The 16,996-nt window shown below is 61.5% G+C and carries 13 protein-coding genes; 12 read left to right on the top strand and 1 reads right to left on the bottom strand.

All coding sequences use genetic code 11. From position 1 onward, the window contains the following. Positions 1–81: 81 nt before the first annotated feature. Entirely contained in the window at positions 82–276 is a 195-nt protein-coding gene (locus Q0677_RS11560) for a SlyX family protein (RefSeq protein ID WP_298910462.1), read from the top strand. Between the two features lie 230 nt (positions 277–506). On the opposite strand, the gene dnaE is transcribed toward Q0677_RS11560, so the two are convergent. Further along, positions 507–4,022 (bottom strand): DNA polymerase III subunit alpha, encoded by a 3,516-nt coding sequence (dnaE, locus tag Q0677_RS11555; RefSeq protein ID WP_298909863.1) that lies wholly within the window; start codon positions 4,020–4,022, stop codon positions 507–509. 197 nt (positions 4,023–4,219) lie between these two features. Between dnaE and xdhA the strand changes: the two genes are divergently transcribed. From xdhA to Q0677_RS11500, 11 genes are all read left to right on the top strand, one after another. Further along, positions 4,220–5,581 carry a xanthine dehydrogenase small subunit gene (gene xdhA / locus Q0677_RS11550; protein ID WP_298909861.1) on the top strand — a complete coding sequence of 454 codons (1,362 nt, stop codon included), beginning with the start codon at positions 4,220–4,222 and terminating at the stop codon, positions 5,579–5,581. Next, complete coding sequence (gene xdhB, locus Q0677_RS11545; protein ID WP_298909859.1) at positions 5,578–7,854, top strand: xanthine dehydrogenase molybdopterin binding subunit; 2,277 nt, start codon at positions 5,578–5,580, stop codon at positions 7,852–7,854. The genes xdhA and xdhB overlap by 4 nt, the downstream gene beginning before the upstream one ends. Next, the gene (gene xdhC / locus Q0677_RS11540; RefSeq protein ID WP_298909857.1) at positions 7,844–8,818 is read left to right on the top strand and encodes a xanthine dehydrogenase accessory protein XdhC; all 975 of its coding nucleotides are present in this window, start codon (positions 7,844–7,846) and stop codon (positions 8,816–8,818) included. The genes xdhB and xdhC overlap by 11 nt, the downstream gene beginning before the upstream one ends. A gap of 7 nt (positions 8,819–8,825) precedes the next feature. Further along, on the top strand, positions 8,826–10,325 hold the full coding sequence (locus Q0677_RS11535) for an ABC transporter ATP-binding protein (protein ID WP_298909854.1): 1,500 nt from the start codon (positions 8,826–8,828) through the stop codon (positions 10,323–10,325). Next, positions 10,322–11,422, top strand: a complete 1,101-nt coding sequence (locus Q0677_RS11530) for an ABC transporter permease (protein ID WP_298909852.1) — start codon at positions 10,322–10,324, stop codon at positions 11,420–11,422. Before Q0677_RS11535 ends, Q0677_RS11530 begins: the two co-directional genes overlap by 4 nt. Then, entirely contained in the window at positions 11,422–12,345 is a 924-nt protein-coding gene (locus tag Q0677_RS11525; RefSeq protein ID WP_298909850.1) for an ABC transporter permease, read from the top strand. Before Q0677_RS11530 ends, Q0677_RS11525 begins: the two co-directional genes overlap by 1 nt. Before the next feature lie 15 nt (positions 12,346–12,360). Continuing rightward, a complete protein-coding gene (locus Q0677_RS11520) occupies positions 12,361–13,140 on the top strand; it encodes an ion transporter (RefSeq protein ID WP_298909848.1) in 780 nt (259 codons plus the stop codon). A 1-nt stretch (position 13,141) separates the two neighbouring features. After that, positions 13,142–14,227 (top strand): BMP family ABC transporter substrate-binding protein, encoded by a 1,086-nt coding sequence (locus tag Q0677_RS11515; protein WP_298909845.1) that lies wholly within the window; start codon positions 13,142–13,144, stop codon positions 14,225–14,227. A 123-nt stretch (positions 14,228–14,350) separates the two neighbouring features. Further along, positions 14,351–14,887, top strand: coding sequence for an EF-hand domain-containing protein (locus Q0677_RS11510; RefSeq protein ID WP_298909842.1), 537 nt, complete (start codon positions 14,351–14,353; stop codon positions 14,885–14,887). A 99-nt stretch (positions 14,888–14,986) separates the two neighbouring features. After that, positions 14,987–15,922, top strand: coding sequence for an aldo/keto reductase (locus Q0677_RS11505; protein ID WP_298909841.1), 936 nt, complete (start codon positions 14,987–14,989; stop codon positions 15,920–15,922). Next, positions 15,915–16,988, top strand: a complete 1,074-nt coding sequence (locus Q0677_RS11500; protein WP_298909840.1) for an FAD-binding oxidoreductase — start codon at positions 15,915–15,917, stop codon at positions 16,986–16,988. Before Q0677_RS11505 ends, Q0677_RS11500 begins: the two co-directional genes overlap by 8 nt. The last annotated feature ends 8 nt before the right edge of the window (positions 16,989–16,996 follow it).

Genomic DNA, 16,996 nt, shown 5'->3' with positions numbered 1-16,996 from the left:
TCACAATTTACCGCAGGTCTGTGGATTTCGCTGGGCGCGCGCGACCGGGCAGGCTATCACGCAGCCATGACCCAAGATCGCATCACCCAATTGGAAGAAACCATCGCCCACCTGACCCGTCAGGTTGAAGAGCTGAACGAGGTCGTCGCGCGGCAGGACACTGACCTGTCGAAAATGACCCATCGCGTGAAGGTGTTGATGGAGCGTGAGGCCCAGCGCGAAAGCGCTGGCACGGGTGGGGTCATCCTTGGAGACGAACGCCCGCCGCATTACTAGGGCTCCCGCCCCGAATTGCCCCTGGCGGGGCGCTCCGGGTTGGGGGTGGCCGCGCTGACGCGCGGCAGATATGAGGCCTCCGGCGGGGATATTTATGACAAGAAAAAGAGCTCAGCGCCTTTTCTTGTTATAAGTATCCTGGGGTTCGAAGGCTTCCCGGAAACTGTCCGGGGGACAGTTTCGCCTGAGAACGGGCGGAGCCCTAGCCGAAGGCGTGAGGGGCTAAGCCCCTAGACTTCTTCGACATCAATCACGTCATTTAGCGATTTCAGCGCACCTTTGACCTGCGGGTTCAGCGGGAAAGACTGGCCCAAGGTCATCTCGACCTCGCCGGGCAGGCTGGGGTCCATCAGGCAGACGGACACTTCTCCGGGGCGGGCATTGCGCGCCTTGGCCGCCGCATCCTGCAGAACCGAGGCCACCTGTGCCAGCGCCGAGGCGTTTTCGAGGTAGAGCTTCAAAGCCATGCCCCCCACATCCGACACCACATTGTCGATGGGCGAGATCGAACGGGCCAGAAGTTTTAGCTGATCGGCCTCCATCGTCGCCTCGACCGTCACCACCACGTTGGACCCGGTTTCCAGATAGTCGCGGCATTTCTCTAAGACGTCCGAGAAGATCGTGACCTCGTACTGGCCAGTCGGGTCAGTCAGTTGGGCGAAGGCGAAACGGTTGCCGCGCGCGGATTTACGTTCCTGCCGCCCGGCCACGGTGCCCGCGAGCTTCGCCACCATCGCGCCGCGTTCGGCTTTCTTTTCAAGCTCTTGCAGCGACAGAACCTGCTTGCGCTTCAGCGCGGCCATGTAGTCATCCAGCGGGTGACCGGACAGGTAGAAACCAATCGCTTTCTGCTCTTCCGCCAGCCTTTCGCTGGGCAGCCAGTCGCCCACGGGGGACAGGCGCGGTTCGGGCAGGTCGTCGCCTGCTTCGCCGAATAGAGACACCTGATTGGACGCGCGTTGTTCGTGGATCGCGGCCGAGTAGCTGACCAGACCATCGAGGCTGTCGAAGATACGGCGGCGGTTTTTGTCCAGCTGATCGAAGGCCCCGGCGCGGGCCAGCATCTCCATCGGGCGTTTGCCGACGCGTTTCAGATCGACCCGGCGGGCGACGTCAAAGAGCGTCGCGAAGGGCTTGTCGACACCGTCGACCTTACGGCCCTCGACCACCAATTTCATCGCTTCGATGCCCACATTTTTCAACGCGCCCAACCCATAGACGACTTTGCCGTCCTTCACGCTGAACGTCTCGAGCGAGCGGTTCACACAAGGCGGTACGATCTCGATATCCATGCCGCGCCGCACTTCGTTGGCGTAGACGGACAGCTTGTCGGTCAGGTGGATATCGCAGTTCATCACACCGGCCATGAACTCGACCGGGTGGTTGGCTTTCAGCCATGCGGTTTGATAGCTGACCACCGCATAGGCGGCGGCGTGGGATTTGTTGAAGCCGTAGTTGGCGAACTTTTCCAGAAGGTCGAAGACTTCCGAGGCTTTCTTGGCGGGCACACCGTTTTCAGCCGCGCCCTTTTCAAACTTCGGACGCTCGGCATCCATCGCCTCTTTAATCTTCTTACCCATCGCGCGGCGCAGCAGGTCAGCGCCACCAAGCGAATAGCCGGCCATGACCTGCGCGATCTGCATAACCTGTTCCTGATAAACGATAATCCCTTGGGTTTCCTCAAGAATATGGTCGATCAGGGGGTGAACAGACTCGATCTCGCGCTGGCCGTTCTTGACCTCGCAATAGGTCGGGATGTTCTCCATCGGGCCCGGGCGATACAGCGCCACCAGCGCCACGATATCCTCGATACAGTTGGGTTTCATGCGCCGGAGCGCGTCCATCATACCGGTCGATTCCACCTGGAACACGGCGACGGTTTTCGCTGCGGCGTAGAGCTTGTAGGTCGGTTCGTCATCCAGCGGGATGGCGTTGATTTCATTCACCGCGCCTTCGGGCGGATCATAGAGCGTATTGCCCCCCGGCCCGACATGCAGATCACGCCCCTGCCCGCGGATCAGGTCCACGGCGTTTTGAATGACGGTCAGGGTTTTCAGGCCCAGAAAGTCGAACTTCACAAGGCCGGCCTGTTCCACCCATTTCATGTTGAACTGGGTCGCAGGCATGTCCGAGCGCGGATCCTGATACAGCGGCACCAGCGCGTCCAGCGGCCGGTCTCCAATCACCACCCCCGCCGCGTGGGTCGAGGCGTTGCGCAGCAGGCCTTCGATCTGCTGTCCGTATTTCAGAAGACGGTCGACGACCTCTTCCGCGCGGGCTTCTTCGCGCAGGCGGGGTTCGTCTTTCAGGGCTTTCTCGATCGATACGGGCTTTACGCCCTCGACCGGGATCATCTTCGACAGGCGATCCACCTGCCCATACGGCATTTGCAGCACACGGCCCACGTCACGCACCGCGGCTTTCGACAAAAGCGCACCGAAGGTGATGATCTGGCCCACCTTGTCGCGGCCATATTTCTCTTGCACGTAGCGGATCACTTCCTCGCGCCGGTCCATGCAGAAGTCGATGTCGAAGTCCGGCATCGAGACACGTTCGGGGTTCAGGAAGCGTTCGAACAGCAGCGAATAGCGTAGGGGGTCAAGGTCGGTAATGGTCAGCGCATAGGCCACCAGACTGCCTGCACCCGAGCCACGGCCCGGCCCCACCGGAATGCCCTGATCCTTGCCCCATTTGATGAAGTCCGCAACGATCAGGAAGTAGCCGGGGAACCCCATGCCCTCGATGATATCCAGCTCAAAATCGAGGCGCTTTTGGTATTCCTCGACCGAAACCGCATGGGGGATCACGGCCAGGCGCGCTTGCAGGCCTTCGTTCGCTTGACGACGTAGTTCGACCACCTCGTCATCTGCGAATTTCGGCAGAATTGGGTCGCGGCGATAGGCCATAAAGGCGCAGCGCTTGGCGATTTCCACGGTGTTCTCAATCGCTTCGGGCAGATCCGCGAACAGCGTGATCATCTCTTCGGGCGATTTGAAATAGTGCTGGGGTGTCAGACGGCGGCGTCCGTCTTGCTGGTCCACATAGGCCCCTTCCTTGATGCAGATCAGCGCGTCATGGGCCTCGTACAGCTTCTGGGCAGGGAAGTAGACGTCATTGGTCGCGACCAGCGGAATGCCCATCGCATAGGCCATCTCGACAAAGCCGCGCTCGGTCAGACGTTCGGGTTCGGTTGGCTGACCGCCCTCGCCCGGATGGCGCTGAAGCTCGACATACAGACGGTCGCCATATGCCGTATGAAGGCGGCGCATCAGAGATTCGGCCTTGTCGCGCTGACCGTTTTGAAGGAACTGACCGACTGGACCTTCCGCCCCGCCGGTCAGGCAAATCACGCCCTCGGCATTGGCTTCCAGATCCTCCAACGTGACCTGCGGCAGCGCGCCGTGCTTGTCCACATAGAGGCAGGTATTCAGGCGCATCAGGCCCTCGTATCCCTCTTCCGTTTGGGCCAAAAGCACCACCGCAGCGGGGGATTTCGGGGCCTCGCCCGGCGCGGGCGGGTCATAGCAAACATCGACCTGACAGCCGATGATGGGCTGCACGCCCTCACCCGAAGCCGTCACGGAAAACTCCAATGCAGCGAACATGTTATTGGTATCCGTCATGGCGACGGCGGGCATGTCATGGGCCGCACACAGACCGGGCAGTTTCTTGACCGGAACCGCCCCTTCCAGAAGCGAGTACTGCGTGTGGGTGCGAAGGTGAATGAATCGGGGTTGGCTGCTCATCCGGGCAGGTTAAACCAGCGTCTGATCAGACGGAAGGGCGCCTGTCCCGCGTTGACAAGTTTTTGCCTCGGGGCTTGACCGATCACACTTTCCCGGCTTTGCTAAGGGCATAAAAACATACACCCGCGCGTTTTCTACGCCGCATCGAGGACGCGGATATCGGGGCCACCAACAGGGTAAGGCGGCAGGACGTTTCAATGAATATCACCTTTCTTCTGAACGGAGAGAGCGTGACCCTGCGCGATGTTGACCCCACGCAATCCACGCTGAATTGGCTACGCGACACACGTGGTCTGACCGGTACGAAAGAAGGCTGCAACGAAGGCGATTGCGGCGCTTGTACGGTTATGCTGCGGGATGCTGACGGCGCGCGCGCGGTGAATGCCTGCATCCTGTTTCTGGGACAGTTGGACGGGAAATCTGTCACGACGGTCGAGGCCTTGGCGGACGGCGACACCCTGCATCCCGTGCAAGAAGCATTGATCGACGAACACGGATCACAATGCGGATTTTGTACGCCGGGAATCGCGGTGTCGCTTGCCACGGCGCATCTGAACGGGGACCGGGCGCATGATGATGTGCTGGCGGGGAACCTGTGCCGTTGCACGGGCTATGCGCCGATTGTTCGCGCGGCTGAAAAGGCGGCCGAGGCCCCCGTGCCTGAAGGTTTCGCCGCTGCGCCCGCCCTGCCTGATACAGACGACACCCCCATGCGCCCCAAGACGGCGGACGCGTTGGCACAGGCGCTGATGGAACATCCACATGCCACACTGGTGGCCGGGGCGACGGATGTGGGGCTTTGGTCGACCAAAGCGCTGCGCGACATTCGCCCTGCGATCTTTTTGAACGGCGTCGAGGATCTGAAACAGGTCGAACTCACCGACACACATATCTATATTGGCGCGGGCGTCAGCATCGAGACGCTGCGTCATCTGATGCTCGATCATCACCCGCATTTCGCCGAGATGCTGCGCCGTTTTGCGTCCACTCAGGTGCGGAATGTCGCCACCATTGGCGGCAACATCGCCAACGGCTCGCCTATTGGGGACGGACCGCCGCCTTTGATTGCGCTGGACGCTGTGCTGCATTTGCGGCGCGGGGACGTCCGGCGGCAGGTCGCGCTCGAGGATTTCTTTGTCGACTATGGCAAACAGGACCGCCAGCCGGGCGAGTTTGTCGAGGCGATTTCCATCCCGCGCGGTCCTGACAATCTGCGCGTCTACAAGCTGTCGAAACGGTTCGATCAGGATATTTCCGCCGTACTGGGTGCGTTCAATATCGCGGTTCAGGACGGCAAAGTCGCCACCGCACGGATTGCCTTCGGCGGCATGGCGGGGACGCCGAAGCGGGCAACACATGTTGAAGATGCTTTGATTGGGCAGACGTGGAACTTGCCGACCATTGATGCCGCCGCGCAGGAATTCGCCAAGGACTACACCCCGATGACCGACATGCGCGCGTCTGCCGACTATCGCCTGCGCGCCTGCCAGAACATGCTGATCCGCTGCTTCCACGAAGGGTCTGGGGCCAAGACCTCGGTGTTGGAGGTGACATCATGAGCGCTGGAGCCCCCCTGCCCCACGACGCTGCCGCCCTGCATGTGGCAGGCGCTGCACGCTATGTGGATGACATCCCGATGCCTGCGAACTGTCTGCATCTGGCGTTCGGGCTCAGCGAGGTGGCGCGCGGTGTCATCACCCACGCAGACCTGACAAAAGTGCGCGAGGCCGACGGCGTCGTCGCCGTGCTGACCGCTGCGGATCTGCCCTTTGAAAATGACGTCTCGCCCTCGATCCATGACGAACCGCTTCTGGCGCAGGGCGAGGTCTTCTATCACGGCCAGCCGATCTTTCTGGTCGTCGCCACCAGCCATCTGGCTGCACGCAAGGCGGCGCGCTTGGGGCAGATCACCATCGACCCGCGCCCAGCGATCCTAAGCATCGACGACGCATTGGCCGCCGACAGCCGGTTCGAAAACGGACCGGTGGTCTGGTCGCGCGGCGACGCAAACACGGCGATGAACACTGCCCCCCACATCATCGAAGGCAGTTTCGAGATGGGCGGGCAAGAGCATTTCTATCTGGAAGGCCAAGCCGCGCTGGCGGTGCCGCAGGATGATGGCGACATGCTGGTCAACAGCTCGACCCAGCACCCCACGGAAATCCAGCACAAGGTGGCCCACGCGATCGGCGTCCCCATGCACGCGGTTCGGGTCGAGACGCGCCGGATGGGTGGCGGTTTTGGCGGCAAGGAAAGCCAAGGCAACGCGCTGGCGGTGGCCTGCGCTGTGGCCGCGCGCCAAACCGGACGGCCCTGCAAGATGCGCTATGACCGCGATGACGACATGGTCATTACCGGCAAGCGACACGACTTCCGCATCACCTATCGTGCGGGTGTTGATGACGCCGGGCAGCTGATTGCCCTCGACGTTACGCAACTGGCGCGCTGCGGCTGGGCGCAGGATTTGTCTTTGCCCGTCGCCGACCGCGCCATGCTGCACGCGGACAATGCCTATTTCCTGCCGGATGTGCGGATTGAAAGCCACCGGTTGAAGACACACACGGCCTCGGCCACCGCATTTCGCGGGTTTGGCGGGCCTCAGGGTGTGTTTGGGATTGAGCGGATCATGGACCACATCGCCCGCGCCCGCGGGTTGGACCCGATGGACGTGCGGCGGGTGAATTATTACCGCGACGGACAGACCACCCATTACGGGCAGGAAATTCAGGGCTTCCACATCCCCGCCATGACCGACGCGCTGTTGGAACGTGCGGATTTTGCCCAGAGGCGCGCCGAAGTTGCGACCTTCAACGCCGAAAATCCTTTGCTGAAAAAAGGCTTGGCCTTCTCGCCCGTCAAGTTCGGGATCAGCTTCACCCTGACCCACCTGAACCAAGCGGGCGCGCTGGTGCATGTGTATCAGGACGGCTCGATCCAGATGAACCACGGCGGGACCGAGATGGGGCAAGGCCTGTTCCAGAAGGTCGCGCAGGTGGCCGCGCGCAGTTTTGGCGTGCCAATGGAGCTGGTGAAGATCACTGCAACAGACACGGCGAAAGTCCCCAACACGTCGGCCACCGCAGCGTCATCGGGGTCGGACCTGAACGGGATGGCGGTTCAGAAAGCATGTCTAACCATACGCGACCGCATGGCCGAGCATTTGGCGCACATGTGGCAATGTACGCCTGCGGAAATCACATTCTCCGAAGGCCAAGTCCATGGTCCGTCTCAAAGCATCTCATTCCAGAACGCTGCAAAAACCTCCTATGAATCGCGCGTTAGCTTGTCAGCCACTGGCTTCTACAAAACGCCCGAAATCACGTGGGATCGTGTCAAAGGACAGGGGCGGCCGTTTTTCTATTTCGCTCACGGCGTTGCCCTGACCGAAGTGGTGATCGACACGCTGACAGGCGAAAACCGCGTGTTGCGGGCTGATATTCTGCATGATGCAGGCACTAGCCTGAACCCAGCCTTGGATATCGGGCAGGTCGAAGGCGGATACGTGCAGGGCGTCGGCTGGCTGACGACCGAGGAATTGGTCTGGGACAACAAGGGCGTTCTGCGCACCCATGCACCGTCGACGTATAAGATCCCCGCCTGCTCTGACCGGCCACGCGTCTTCAACGTCGACCTATGGGATCAGCCCAATCACGAAGACACGATTTTCCGCTCCAAGGCCGTGGGCGAGCCGCCGTTCATGCTGGGCATTTCCGCATGGCTGGCGCTGGCGGATGCCGTCGCGGCCTGTGGCGATAGGTTCCACGACATGAACGCGCCCGCGACAGCGGAAGAGGTTCTGTCCGCTGTGGAAAGGGTGCGCGATGGCGATTGATCTGCCCGAACTGGAGCGCACCATTCAAGCGCATGGCCCTGTGGCCCGCGTCGTGGTGGCCGACACCGCAGGATCCACCCCGCGTGAAGTTGGGGCGGCGATGCTGGTCTGGGCGGGCGGACAATCCGGCACAATCGGCGGCGGAGAACTGGAATATCGCGCAGCGAACGACGCGCGCGCGCAGCTTCAGCAGGGTCAGACGACTCGCATGGCCCGCCTGCCGCTTGGCCCCGCGCTGGGGCAATGCTGCGGTGGCGCCGTGACGCTTCTGACCGAAATCTATCGCGCCGAGGATGTCACCCGGCTTGCGGATACACCCATCCACGCGCGATCAACCACCGACGACGAAACCCCGCCACTTGCCGTCAGCCGTGCCCTTGCGAAGGCCCGCAATCAGGGCGTGATCCCGGAGCCCGCGCTCACGCAAGGCTGGATGATCGAACCCGTCACCCGTCCGCAGACCCCAGTCTGGATCTATGGCGCAGGCCATGTCGGACGCGCGCTGGTGCAGACCCTCGCGCCGCTGCCCGACCTTGCGATCACATGGGTCGACGTGGACCTGACGCGCTTTCCCGACGACATACCCGGCGGCGTCACTTGCTTGCCCGCCCCCGACCCGGCCAAGGCCGTCACGCTGGCCCCCGCCGACGCCCACCACCTTGTGCTGACCTATAGCCATGTGATGGACCTTGAGATCTGCCACGCGATTCTTTCGCATAGGTTTGCCAGCGCCGGGCTGATCGGATCCGCCACCAAATGGGCGCGTTTTAGAACGCGACTGACCGCTTTGGGGCATCGCCGCACAGAAATTGATCAAATCAACTGCCCAATCGGTGATCCGAGCTTGGGAAAACACCCGCAGGCCATTGCTCTGGGGGTTGGGACCGCGCTACTTAAGAGCGTCGCATATAACAATAAACTCGACAGGGGAGTGTTCAGTGACAGGGGACATGCGTCAAGGTGATGCGCTGATGACACTGGAGGGCCTGACCAAGGCCTATCCCGGCGTCTTAGCCAACGATCAGGTTTCGTTTTCGCTCTTACCCGGCGAAGTACACGCCCTTTTGGGGGAGAACGGCGCGGGGAAATCCACGCTGGTGAAAATGATCTACGGGCTGGTGAAACCAGACGCGGGTCAGATGACCCTGAATGGTGAAGCTTTCGCACCCGTGAACCCCGCCGCAGCCCGCGCCGCCGGTGTTGCGATGGTGTTCCAGCATTTCAGCCTGTTTGATGCGCTTTCGGTGGCTGAAAACATCGCCCTCGGCATGGATAACCCGCCCAGCACGCGTGAATTGGCCAGCCGCATTCGCGAAGTGAGCCAAGCCTACGGCCTGCCGCTGGACCCCGACCGGATCGTCGGTGATCTGTCCGCAGGCGAACGTCAACGGGTCGAGATCATTCGTTGCCTGCTTCAGAACCCCAAGCTTCTGATCATGGACGAACCGACCAGCGTTCTGACCCCGCAAGAGGTCGAGATCCTGTTCGAAACCCTGCGGAAACTGACCTCCGAAGGGACCTCGATCCTCTATATCTCGCACAAGCTGGAAGAAATCCGCGCGCTGTGCGAACACGCGACGATCCTGCGGCACGGCGTGGTTGTCGACACTTGCGACCCGCGCGAGAAATCCGCCCGTGAACTGGCCGAGCTGATGGTGGGCGACAAGCTGCACGTCCCCTCGCGCGATCCGGCGGAACCGGGTGCGGTCGCACTGTCGCTATCCGGCGTCTCGATGCCCTCGCCCAGTGAATTTGGCACCGATCTGCGCAATGTCTCGCTTGAGGTGCGCAAGGGTGAAGTCCTTGGCATCGGCGGCGTTGCGGGCAACGGGCAGGACGAGCTGTTGGCCGTCATGTCGGGCGAGGCCCGCGCGCAAGACGGGTCCATCACGCTTGCCGGAGAAGAGATCAACACGCTGTCCCCCGGCGCGCGCCGCGCGCGAGGATTGCTGACCGCGCCCGAAGAACGGCTGGGCCATTCGGCAGCGCCCGAGATGAGCTTGATCGAGAACGCGCTTCTGACCGGATCCGTCCGTGAAAAGCTGGTGGATCGCGGCTTCCTGCGTTGGAACAAGACTGAAAAATTCGCCCGTCGCATCATCGAAGCCTTCGACGTGCGCACCCCTAGCGCCGACAACGCGGCTGGATCACTATCGGGCGGCAACTTGCAGAAATTCGTCATTGGCCGCGAGGTGTTACAAAACCCCGATGTCTTGGTGGTGAACCAACCCACGTGGGGCGTGGATGCGGCGGCAGCGGCCTCGATCCGGCAATCGCTGCTGGATTTGGCGCATAAGGGCGCGGCCGTCATCGTGATCTCTCAGGATTTGGACGAGCTGATGGAAATTTCCGACCGCTTCACGGCGCTGAACGAAGGGCGCTTGGCCCGACCGGTGCCGACGCAAGGTCTGAGCGTCGAGGAAATTGGCCTGATGATGGGTGGCGCAGAAAGTGACGAGGTGGCCGCATGATCCGTTTGGAAAAACGCCCCCAGCCGTCCAAGGTCTGGGGCACGCTGACACCGGTTTTGGCCGTGATCGCCACGATGATCGCGGGCGGCATCCTGTTTTGGATGCTGGGCAAAGACCCGCTTGAAGCCATTCGCACGATCTTCTGGGATCCGCTGTTCCACGAGACCTTCGGACCCTATTCCCGCCCGCAGCTCTTGGTGAAAGCCGGACCCTTGATCCTGATCGCCATCGGCCTGTCCTTGGGCTTTCGCGCCGGGATCTGGAACATCGGGGCCGAGGGTCAATACATCATGGGCGCCATCTGCGGCGCCGCTGTCGGGCTGGCTTTCTATCCGTCTGAAAGCATCCTGATCTTCCCGGCAATGGTGCTGGCAGGGGCCATCGGTGGTTGGGCTTGGGCGATGATCCCCGGCGTGTTGAAGGTGAAGTTCGGCACCAACGAAATTTTGGTCAGCCTGATGCTGGTCTATGTGGCCGAGAACATTCTGGCCTCGGTCAGTCAGGGGCTTCTGAAGAATCCCGACGGCATGGGCTTCCCCGGCTCGCGCAACTTCCGCGACTTCCCAGCGGCCCACAACACCGACCTCATCGCAGGTACGGGCATGCACTGGGGTGTCGCTGCGGCGTTCATCGCGGTGATCCTTGCCTACATCCTGCTAACCCGTCACATGCTGGGCTTCCAAGTCCGCCTGACCGGCGAAGCGCCGCGCGCCGCGAAATTCGCGGGCGTGAACCCCACGCGGCTGATCCTGTTCTGCCTTGGCACCTCGGGCGCGTTGGCAGGGCTTGCAGGGCTGTTCGAGGTTTCCGGCCCGTCGGGTCAGGTCTCGATCGACTTTAACGCGGGCTATGGCTTTACCGCGATCATCGTGGCGTTCCTTGGTCGCCTGCACCCAATCGGTATTCTTCTGGCGGGGCTTCTGATGGCGCTGACCTATATCGGCGGCGAGCTGGCGCAGCTGATGCTGGGACTGCCCGGTGCCGCGATCCAGATGTTCCAAGGGATGCTGATGTTCTTCCTTCTGGCGATGGACATGCTGTCACACTATCGCGTGCGGTGGAAAACACCGGCGGCTGCGCAAGAAGGAGCGAACTAATGGATCTTGGACAGATTAACCCGCTTCTGCTTCTGGCCTCGCTCATGGTGGCCGCAACCCCCATCCTTCTGGCCGCAATCGGCGAGGCCGTGGTCGAGAAATCGGGCGTGTTGAACCTGGGCGTCGAGGGCATGATGATCACCGGCGCGGTGGTTGGGTTCGCCTTTGGCGTCAACACTGGCGCACCGTCGATTGGCTTTGTTGCAGCGGCTTTCGCGGGCGCTGCGCTGTCGATGCTCTTCGGCGTGCTGGTCCTGTATCTGAAATCGAACCAAGTGGCGACGGGTCTGGGCCTGACGCTGTTCGGGCTGGGCTTGTCCGCCCTGATCGGCAAGCCGTACGAGGGAATCAAAGCCCCCACGATGGCCAAGTGGGAAATCCCGCTTCTATCGGACATTCCGGTGCTGGGCCCGATCATGTTCCGTCACGACCCAATGGTCTATGTCAGCCTGATCATCGTCGCCCTGACATGGTACGTGCTGACACGCACCCGCGCTGGCCTGATCCTGCGCGGCGTCGGTGAAAACCACAACGCCGCCCACGCGCTTGGCTACAAGGTCATCCGTGTCCGCCTGATGGCGATTGCCTTTGGTGGCGCCTGCGCGGGGATGGGCGGGGCCTATATCAGCCTTGTCCGCGTGCCCCAATGGGTCGAAGGCATGACCGCAGGTGCCGGCTGGATCGCGCTGGCCATTGTGGTCTTCGCCAGCTGGCGTCCGTGGCGCGTGCTTCTCGGCGCATACCTCTTCGGCGGGATCTCGGTTTTGCAGTTGAACCTTCAGGCCGCCGGCGTCCCGATCCCGGTCGAGATCCTCGCCATGAGCCCCTATCTGATCACCATCCTTGTGCTGGTCGTGATTTCGCTACGCGGCAATCACGGGGCGCCGGGATCCTTGGGCCGTGAATTCCACGCCACCCATTAACCCGCAGGATCCCTGATGAACAAAGCCGACATTCACGACATTCTAGACGGGCATAAGTCCCTCGGAGGGGTGAATGTCGCGCGTGTGATGGATCTGTTGATCCTGCTGTCGGCAATTGCGATCGCGTTAGAGACCATGCCCGAACTTCCCGAGCATCTGCGCGGGCTTTTGTTCAAGTTCGAGGTGCTTCTGCTGGTCATCTTCGCGGCCGAGTATGTGCTACGGCTGGTCACCTCTCCACGCCCTGTCCGCTATGCGTTCAGCTTCTGGGGGCTGGTCGATTTTCTGGCCTTTGCCCCGGCCATCGCCCTACTGACCCCGCAATGGCAGGTGGTCCGCGCCTTCCGCCTGCTGCGTCTCGTCCGACTGCTGAAACTGTTTCGCGGGTCGCATGCGATGGAGCGCCTTGTTGTGGCCTTCCGTCAGGTCCGGGGCGAGCTTATGATCTTTGGCATCATCGCCGCACTTATGCTTTATGTTTCAGCGGTCGGAATTTATATCTTTGAACATGACGCACAGCCAGAAGTTTTCTCGTCCATTCCCAAAAGCCTGTGGTGGGCCGTCGCCAGCTTCACAACAGTGGGATACGGCGACATGTTCCCGATTACCGGGGGCGGACGGATCTTCACGACCTTCGTTCTGTTCATCGGTCTGGGCGTGATTGCCGTGCCCTCTGCCATTGTGACAACCGCGCTTCTGGAAAGCGAAACCAACATCCAGCGTCGCCTGCGCGAAGCCCGCGAAGACGCCGCTGATGAAACCAATAATTCTGCTCAAGACACCAAGGGAGATTAACATGCGTGTATTGAAATCACTTCTGGCTTCGGCGGCTTTGGCCACGGGTCTGGCCGGCGCGGCCATGGCCGAAGACAAGACCAAAGTCGGCTTTATCTATGTCGGCCCCGTGGGCGACGGGGGCTGGACTTATGAACACGACCAAGGCCGCAAAGCCGTTGAAGCCGCGTTCGGCGATAAGGTCGAAACCGTCTATGTCGAAAGCGTTTCGGAATCGAACGCCGAAGGTCCGATCACGCAGATGGCCCTGTCGGGTGCAGACTTGATCTTCACCACCTCGTTTGGCTTCATGGACGCCACTTTGGCCGTGGCCGAGAAGTTCCCGAACGTGAAGTTCGAGCACGCCACCGGCTATAAACAGTCGGACAACGTGTCGGTCTATTCGGCCCGTTTCTATGAAGGCCGCGCCGTTCAGGGTCACATTGCAGGCAAGATGACCAAGTCGAACATCATCGGCTACATCGCCTCGTTCCCGATCCCGGAAGTTATCCGTGGCATCAACTCGGCATACATCCACGCCAAAAAAGTGAACCCGGACGTCCAGTTCAAAATCATCTGGGCCTACACCTGGTTTGATCCGGCCAAAGAAGCCGACGCTGCCAAAGCTCTGATCGAGCAAGGCGCCGACGTGATCCTGCAGCACACCGACTCGACCGCGCCACAGGCCGCTGCCAAGGAAGCTGGCAACGTGGTCACCTTCGGTCAGGCCTCGGACATGAGCGAATACGCCCCCTTCCCGCGCGTCTCGTCGATCATCGACGACTGGGCACCCTACTATGTCGCCCGCACCAAAGCCGTGATGGACGGCACCTGGGAAAGCGTGTCGACCTGGGACGGTATTGGCGCTGGCATGGTTGGCATCGGCGAGATTTCGGATGCCGTACCTGCAGACGTGAAAGCCGAAGCAGAAGCCCTGCGTGACGCACTGGCCTCGGGCGAATACCACGCCTTCACTGGTCCGCTGAACAAGCAAGATGGCACCCCGTGGCTGGCAGACGGCGAAACCGCTGCTGACTATGGCGACGATGGTCTGGCTGGCATGAGCTTCTATGTCGAAGGCATCGAAGCCGAGATCCCGTCGAACTAATCGACCTCAACTGAACATCGAAATGCCCTGCCGAAAGGTGGGGCATTTTTTTGCCCAAAAGCGCGACGGAAACCCAATCATATTCCGTATTACGAATATAGGGACAACAAACGGAGCGTAACAATGCGCAAGACAACACCCATTCTGGCCACTGCGGCACTTGTAATTGCACTACCCGCACTGGCGCAAAACCAGCCCGGTGCCCATTTCATCGAGATGTGGGATCTGGACGAAAACGGCTCGGTCTCGATCGAGGAAGCCCGCGAGCGCCGTGGCGACATTTTCCACACTTTCGACGCCGATGATGACGGCGTCCTAAGCGCCGAGGACTATGTTCTGTTCGACGAAGCCCGCGAGGCTGACATGAAAGAGCACGGGATCGGCCAAGGCGGCGGTCAGGGCCACGGGCAAGGCAAAGGTCAGGGGCAAGGCAAGGGCCACGGTCAAGGTCAGGGTCAGGGCAAAGGGCAAGGCAAAGGTATGGGGCAAGGCATGGGCGAACACAGCGCCGCCATGTCGATGACCCGCGAAAACGCCGACCTTGATGGCGACGGGCAGGTCACCCGCGAAGAGTTCATCGCTGGCGTCGATCTGTGGTTCCCCAAGCAGGACCGCAACGGCGATGGTGTCATCTCGGCTGAGGATTTCGGACGGCAGTAAGCACGTCCCGTCACACTCTGAAAAGAGAGCCACCTAAAGTTCAGGCCCCGCATCACGCGGGGCCTTTTCCTTTGCAAAACCCCGTGGCAGTGTCGCGCCATGACCGACCTGATTTCCCTTGATGGCACCCCCGCCCCCCGCTTCGCTTTCGGCGCTATGCAGTTTGGCGAGAACGCAGATGATGCCGCCGCGCGCGCGATGTTTGACGCGTGTGTCGACGCGGGCATCACCCATTTCGACACGGCAAATCTGTATACGGGTGGCGCGTCCGAGAAGATCCTCGGGCGGCTGATTGTTCCTCTTCGCGAGCGTCTGATCATCGCCACCAAGATTGGCTACGACGCCCCCGACAATATCGCGGCCCTCCGATCGCAATTCGACACGTCCCGGGCGCGCATGGGGCTGGACGCGGTCGATATCCTTTATCTGCACCGCTTCAACCCGAACCTCGCGTTGGACACCCAAATCGAGCTGCTGGCCGAGCTGCAGTCGGCCGGGCAGACCCGCTATCTCGCGCTCTCCAACTTCGCCGCGTGGCAGGCAATGAAAGCGCACGCGATCGCGCAGCGGCTGGGCACCAAAATCGACGTGATCCAGCCGATGTTCAGCCTTGTGAAACGTCAGGCCGAGGTCGAGCTTTTGCCCATGTGCGCGTCCGAGGGCATTCTGGCCGCAACCTATTCCCCCTTGGGCGGCGGGCTTCTGACCGGGAAATACGCGACAGGCGGCACGGGCCGATTGTCCGAAGACCACCGTTATGCGGCGCGCTATGGGCTGGAATGGATGCACAAGGCCGGCGAAGCCCTGCCTCAGATTGCGCAGGATTTGGGCGTGCATCCGGCAACACTCGCCGTGGCGTGGGTGGCCAGCCATCCGGCACGGCCCGCGCCCATCCTGTCCGCCCGTTCACTAGAGCAATTGCAGCCGTCACTCGACGCGCTGTCCTTCACCATGACCACCGAGCTGCGCGACCGGCTGACCGCGCTCACACCCACGCCCGCGCCCGCGACAGACAGGATTGAAGAGAATGTATGATTTCGTTGTTATCGGCGGTGGCATCGCCGGGATCTCGGCTGGCGCACGGCTAGCGCAACTCGGCACCGTCTGCGTGCTCGAGGCCGAGGACGCGCTGGCCTATCACGCCTCTGGCCGGTCAGCTGCAATGTACGAGGCAACCTATGGCGCTCCCTCCGTGATCGCCCTGAACCTCGCATCGCGCGAATATCACGAAACCGCAAATGGTGGCGTTCTATCCCCGCGCGGGCTGATGATTGTCGGCGGCGAGGGACAGGACAAAGAGCTCGCCCACGATCTTGTGGTGATGAAGATGGATCCCCTCTCCATAGACGAGGCGCTAGATCTGTTTCCCATCCTCAATCCTGACGCCATGATCGGTGCGGGCTATCATGCTGACGGGTGGGACATCGACACGGACCGCCTATTGCAAAACTTCGCCCGCGACATTCGCGCGAATGGTCAGGTGCACACACGCGCGAAAGTCACCGGCATCACGCGCCTGTCCCACGGGTGGGAGGTCACAACCCCCAAGATGACGGTTCAGTGCAAAACACTGGTCAACGCAGCTGGCCCGTGGGTCGATCAGGTGGCCGCCATGGCCGGGATCAAGCCCATCGGCATTCAACCCTATCGCCGGTCCATGGCGCGAATTACCGCGCCCGAGGGCATGGATGTGTCAGGGTGGCCGATGGTGATGGGGGCGGGCGAAAGCTGGTATGCGAAACCGGACGCTGGCGCACTGATCGTATCCCCAGAGGAAGAAGACCCGATGGAGCCGCAAGACGCTTGGGCGGACGACATGGTACTGGCCGAGGGGCTGGCGCGCTACGAGGCGATGGTCACAAAACCCGTCACCCGGATGATCTCGAACTGGGCCGGGCTGCGCAGCTTCGCACCCGACCGCAATCTTGTTCTGGGCCCCGCACCCGAGGACCGCAGCTTCATCTGGTGCGCCGGGCAAGGGGGATACGGGTTCCAAACCTCGCCTGCCGCATCGCAACTTCTGGCCGACCTCGTCGCCGGGCGTACGCCCGAGATCGAGGCCACCACCGTAGCGAAGATCACCCCGGACCGGTTCACCTGACCGTCCCG

Origin of the sequence: uncultured Aliiroseovarius sp. (assembly GCF_947492455.1) — a bacterium.
In the GTDB taxonomy this organism is placed as follows: Bacteria; Pseudomonadota; Alphaproteobacteria; order Rhodobacterales; family Rhodobacteraceae; genus Aliiroseovarius.
This window is presented reverse-complemented; position numbering and strand designations above follow the sequence as displayed.

Bases quoted from the DNA above. Each gene is read 5' to 3' on its own strand.
- Q0677_RS11530 (WP_298909852.1), top strand. From the start codon at position 10,322: ATGATCCGTTTGGAAAAACGCCCCCAGCCGTCCAAGGTCTGGGGCACG.
- Q0677_RS11525 (WP_298909850.1), top strand. From the start codon at position 11,422: ATGGATCTTGGACAGATTAACCCGCTTCTGCTTCTGGCCTCGCTCATG.
- Q0677_RS11500 (WP_298909840.1), top strand. From the start codon at position 15,915: ATGTATGATTTCGTTGTTATCGGCGGTGGCATCGCCGGGATCTCGGCT.
- xdhB (WP_298909859.1), top strand. From the start codon at position 5,578: ATGAGCGCTGGAGCCCCCCTGCCCCACGACGCTGCCGCCCTGCATGTG.
- dnaE (WP_298909863.1), bottom strand. From the start codon at position 4,022: ATGAGCAGCCAACCCCGATTCATTCACCTTCGCACCCACACGCAGTAC.
- Q0677_RS11505 (WP_298909841.1), top strand. From the start codon at position 14,987: ATGACCGACCTGATTTCCCTTGATGGCACCCCCGCCCCCCGCTTCGCT.
- Q0677_RS11520 (WP_298909848.1), top strand. From the start codon at position 12,361: ATGAACAAAGCCGACATTCACGACATTCTAGACGGGCATAAGTCCCTC.
- Q0677_RS11515 (WP_298909845.1), top strand. From the start codon at position 13,142: ATGCGTGTATTGAAATCACTTCTGGCTTCGGCGGCTTTGGCCACGGGT.
- xdhC (WP_298909857.1), top strand. From the start codon at position 7,844: ATGGCGATTGATCTGCCCGAACTGGAGCGCACCATTCAAGCGCATGGC.
- Q0677_RS11510 (WP_298909842.1), top strand. From the start codon at position 14,351: ATGCGCAAGACAACACCCATTCTGGCCACTGCGGCACTTGTAATTGCA.
- xdhA (WP_298909861.1), top strand. From the start codon at position 4,220: ATGAATATCACCTTTCTTCTGAACGGAGAGAGCGTGACCCTGCGCGAT.
- Q0677_RS11535 (WP_298909854.1), top strand. From the start codon at position 8,826: ATGACACTGGAGGGCCTGACCAAGGCCTATCCCGGCGTCTTAGCCAAC.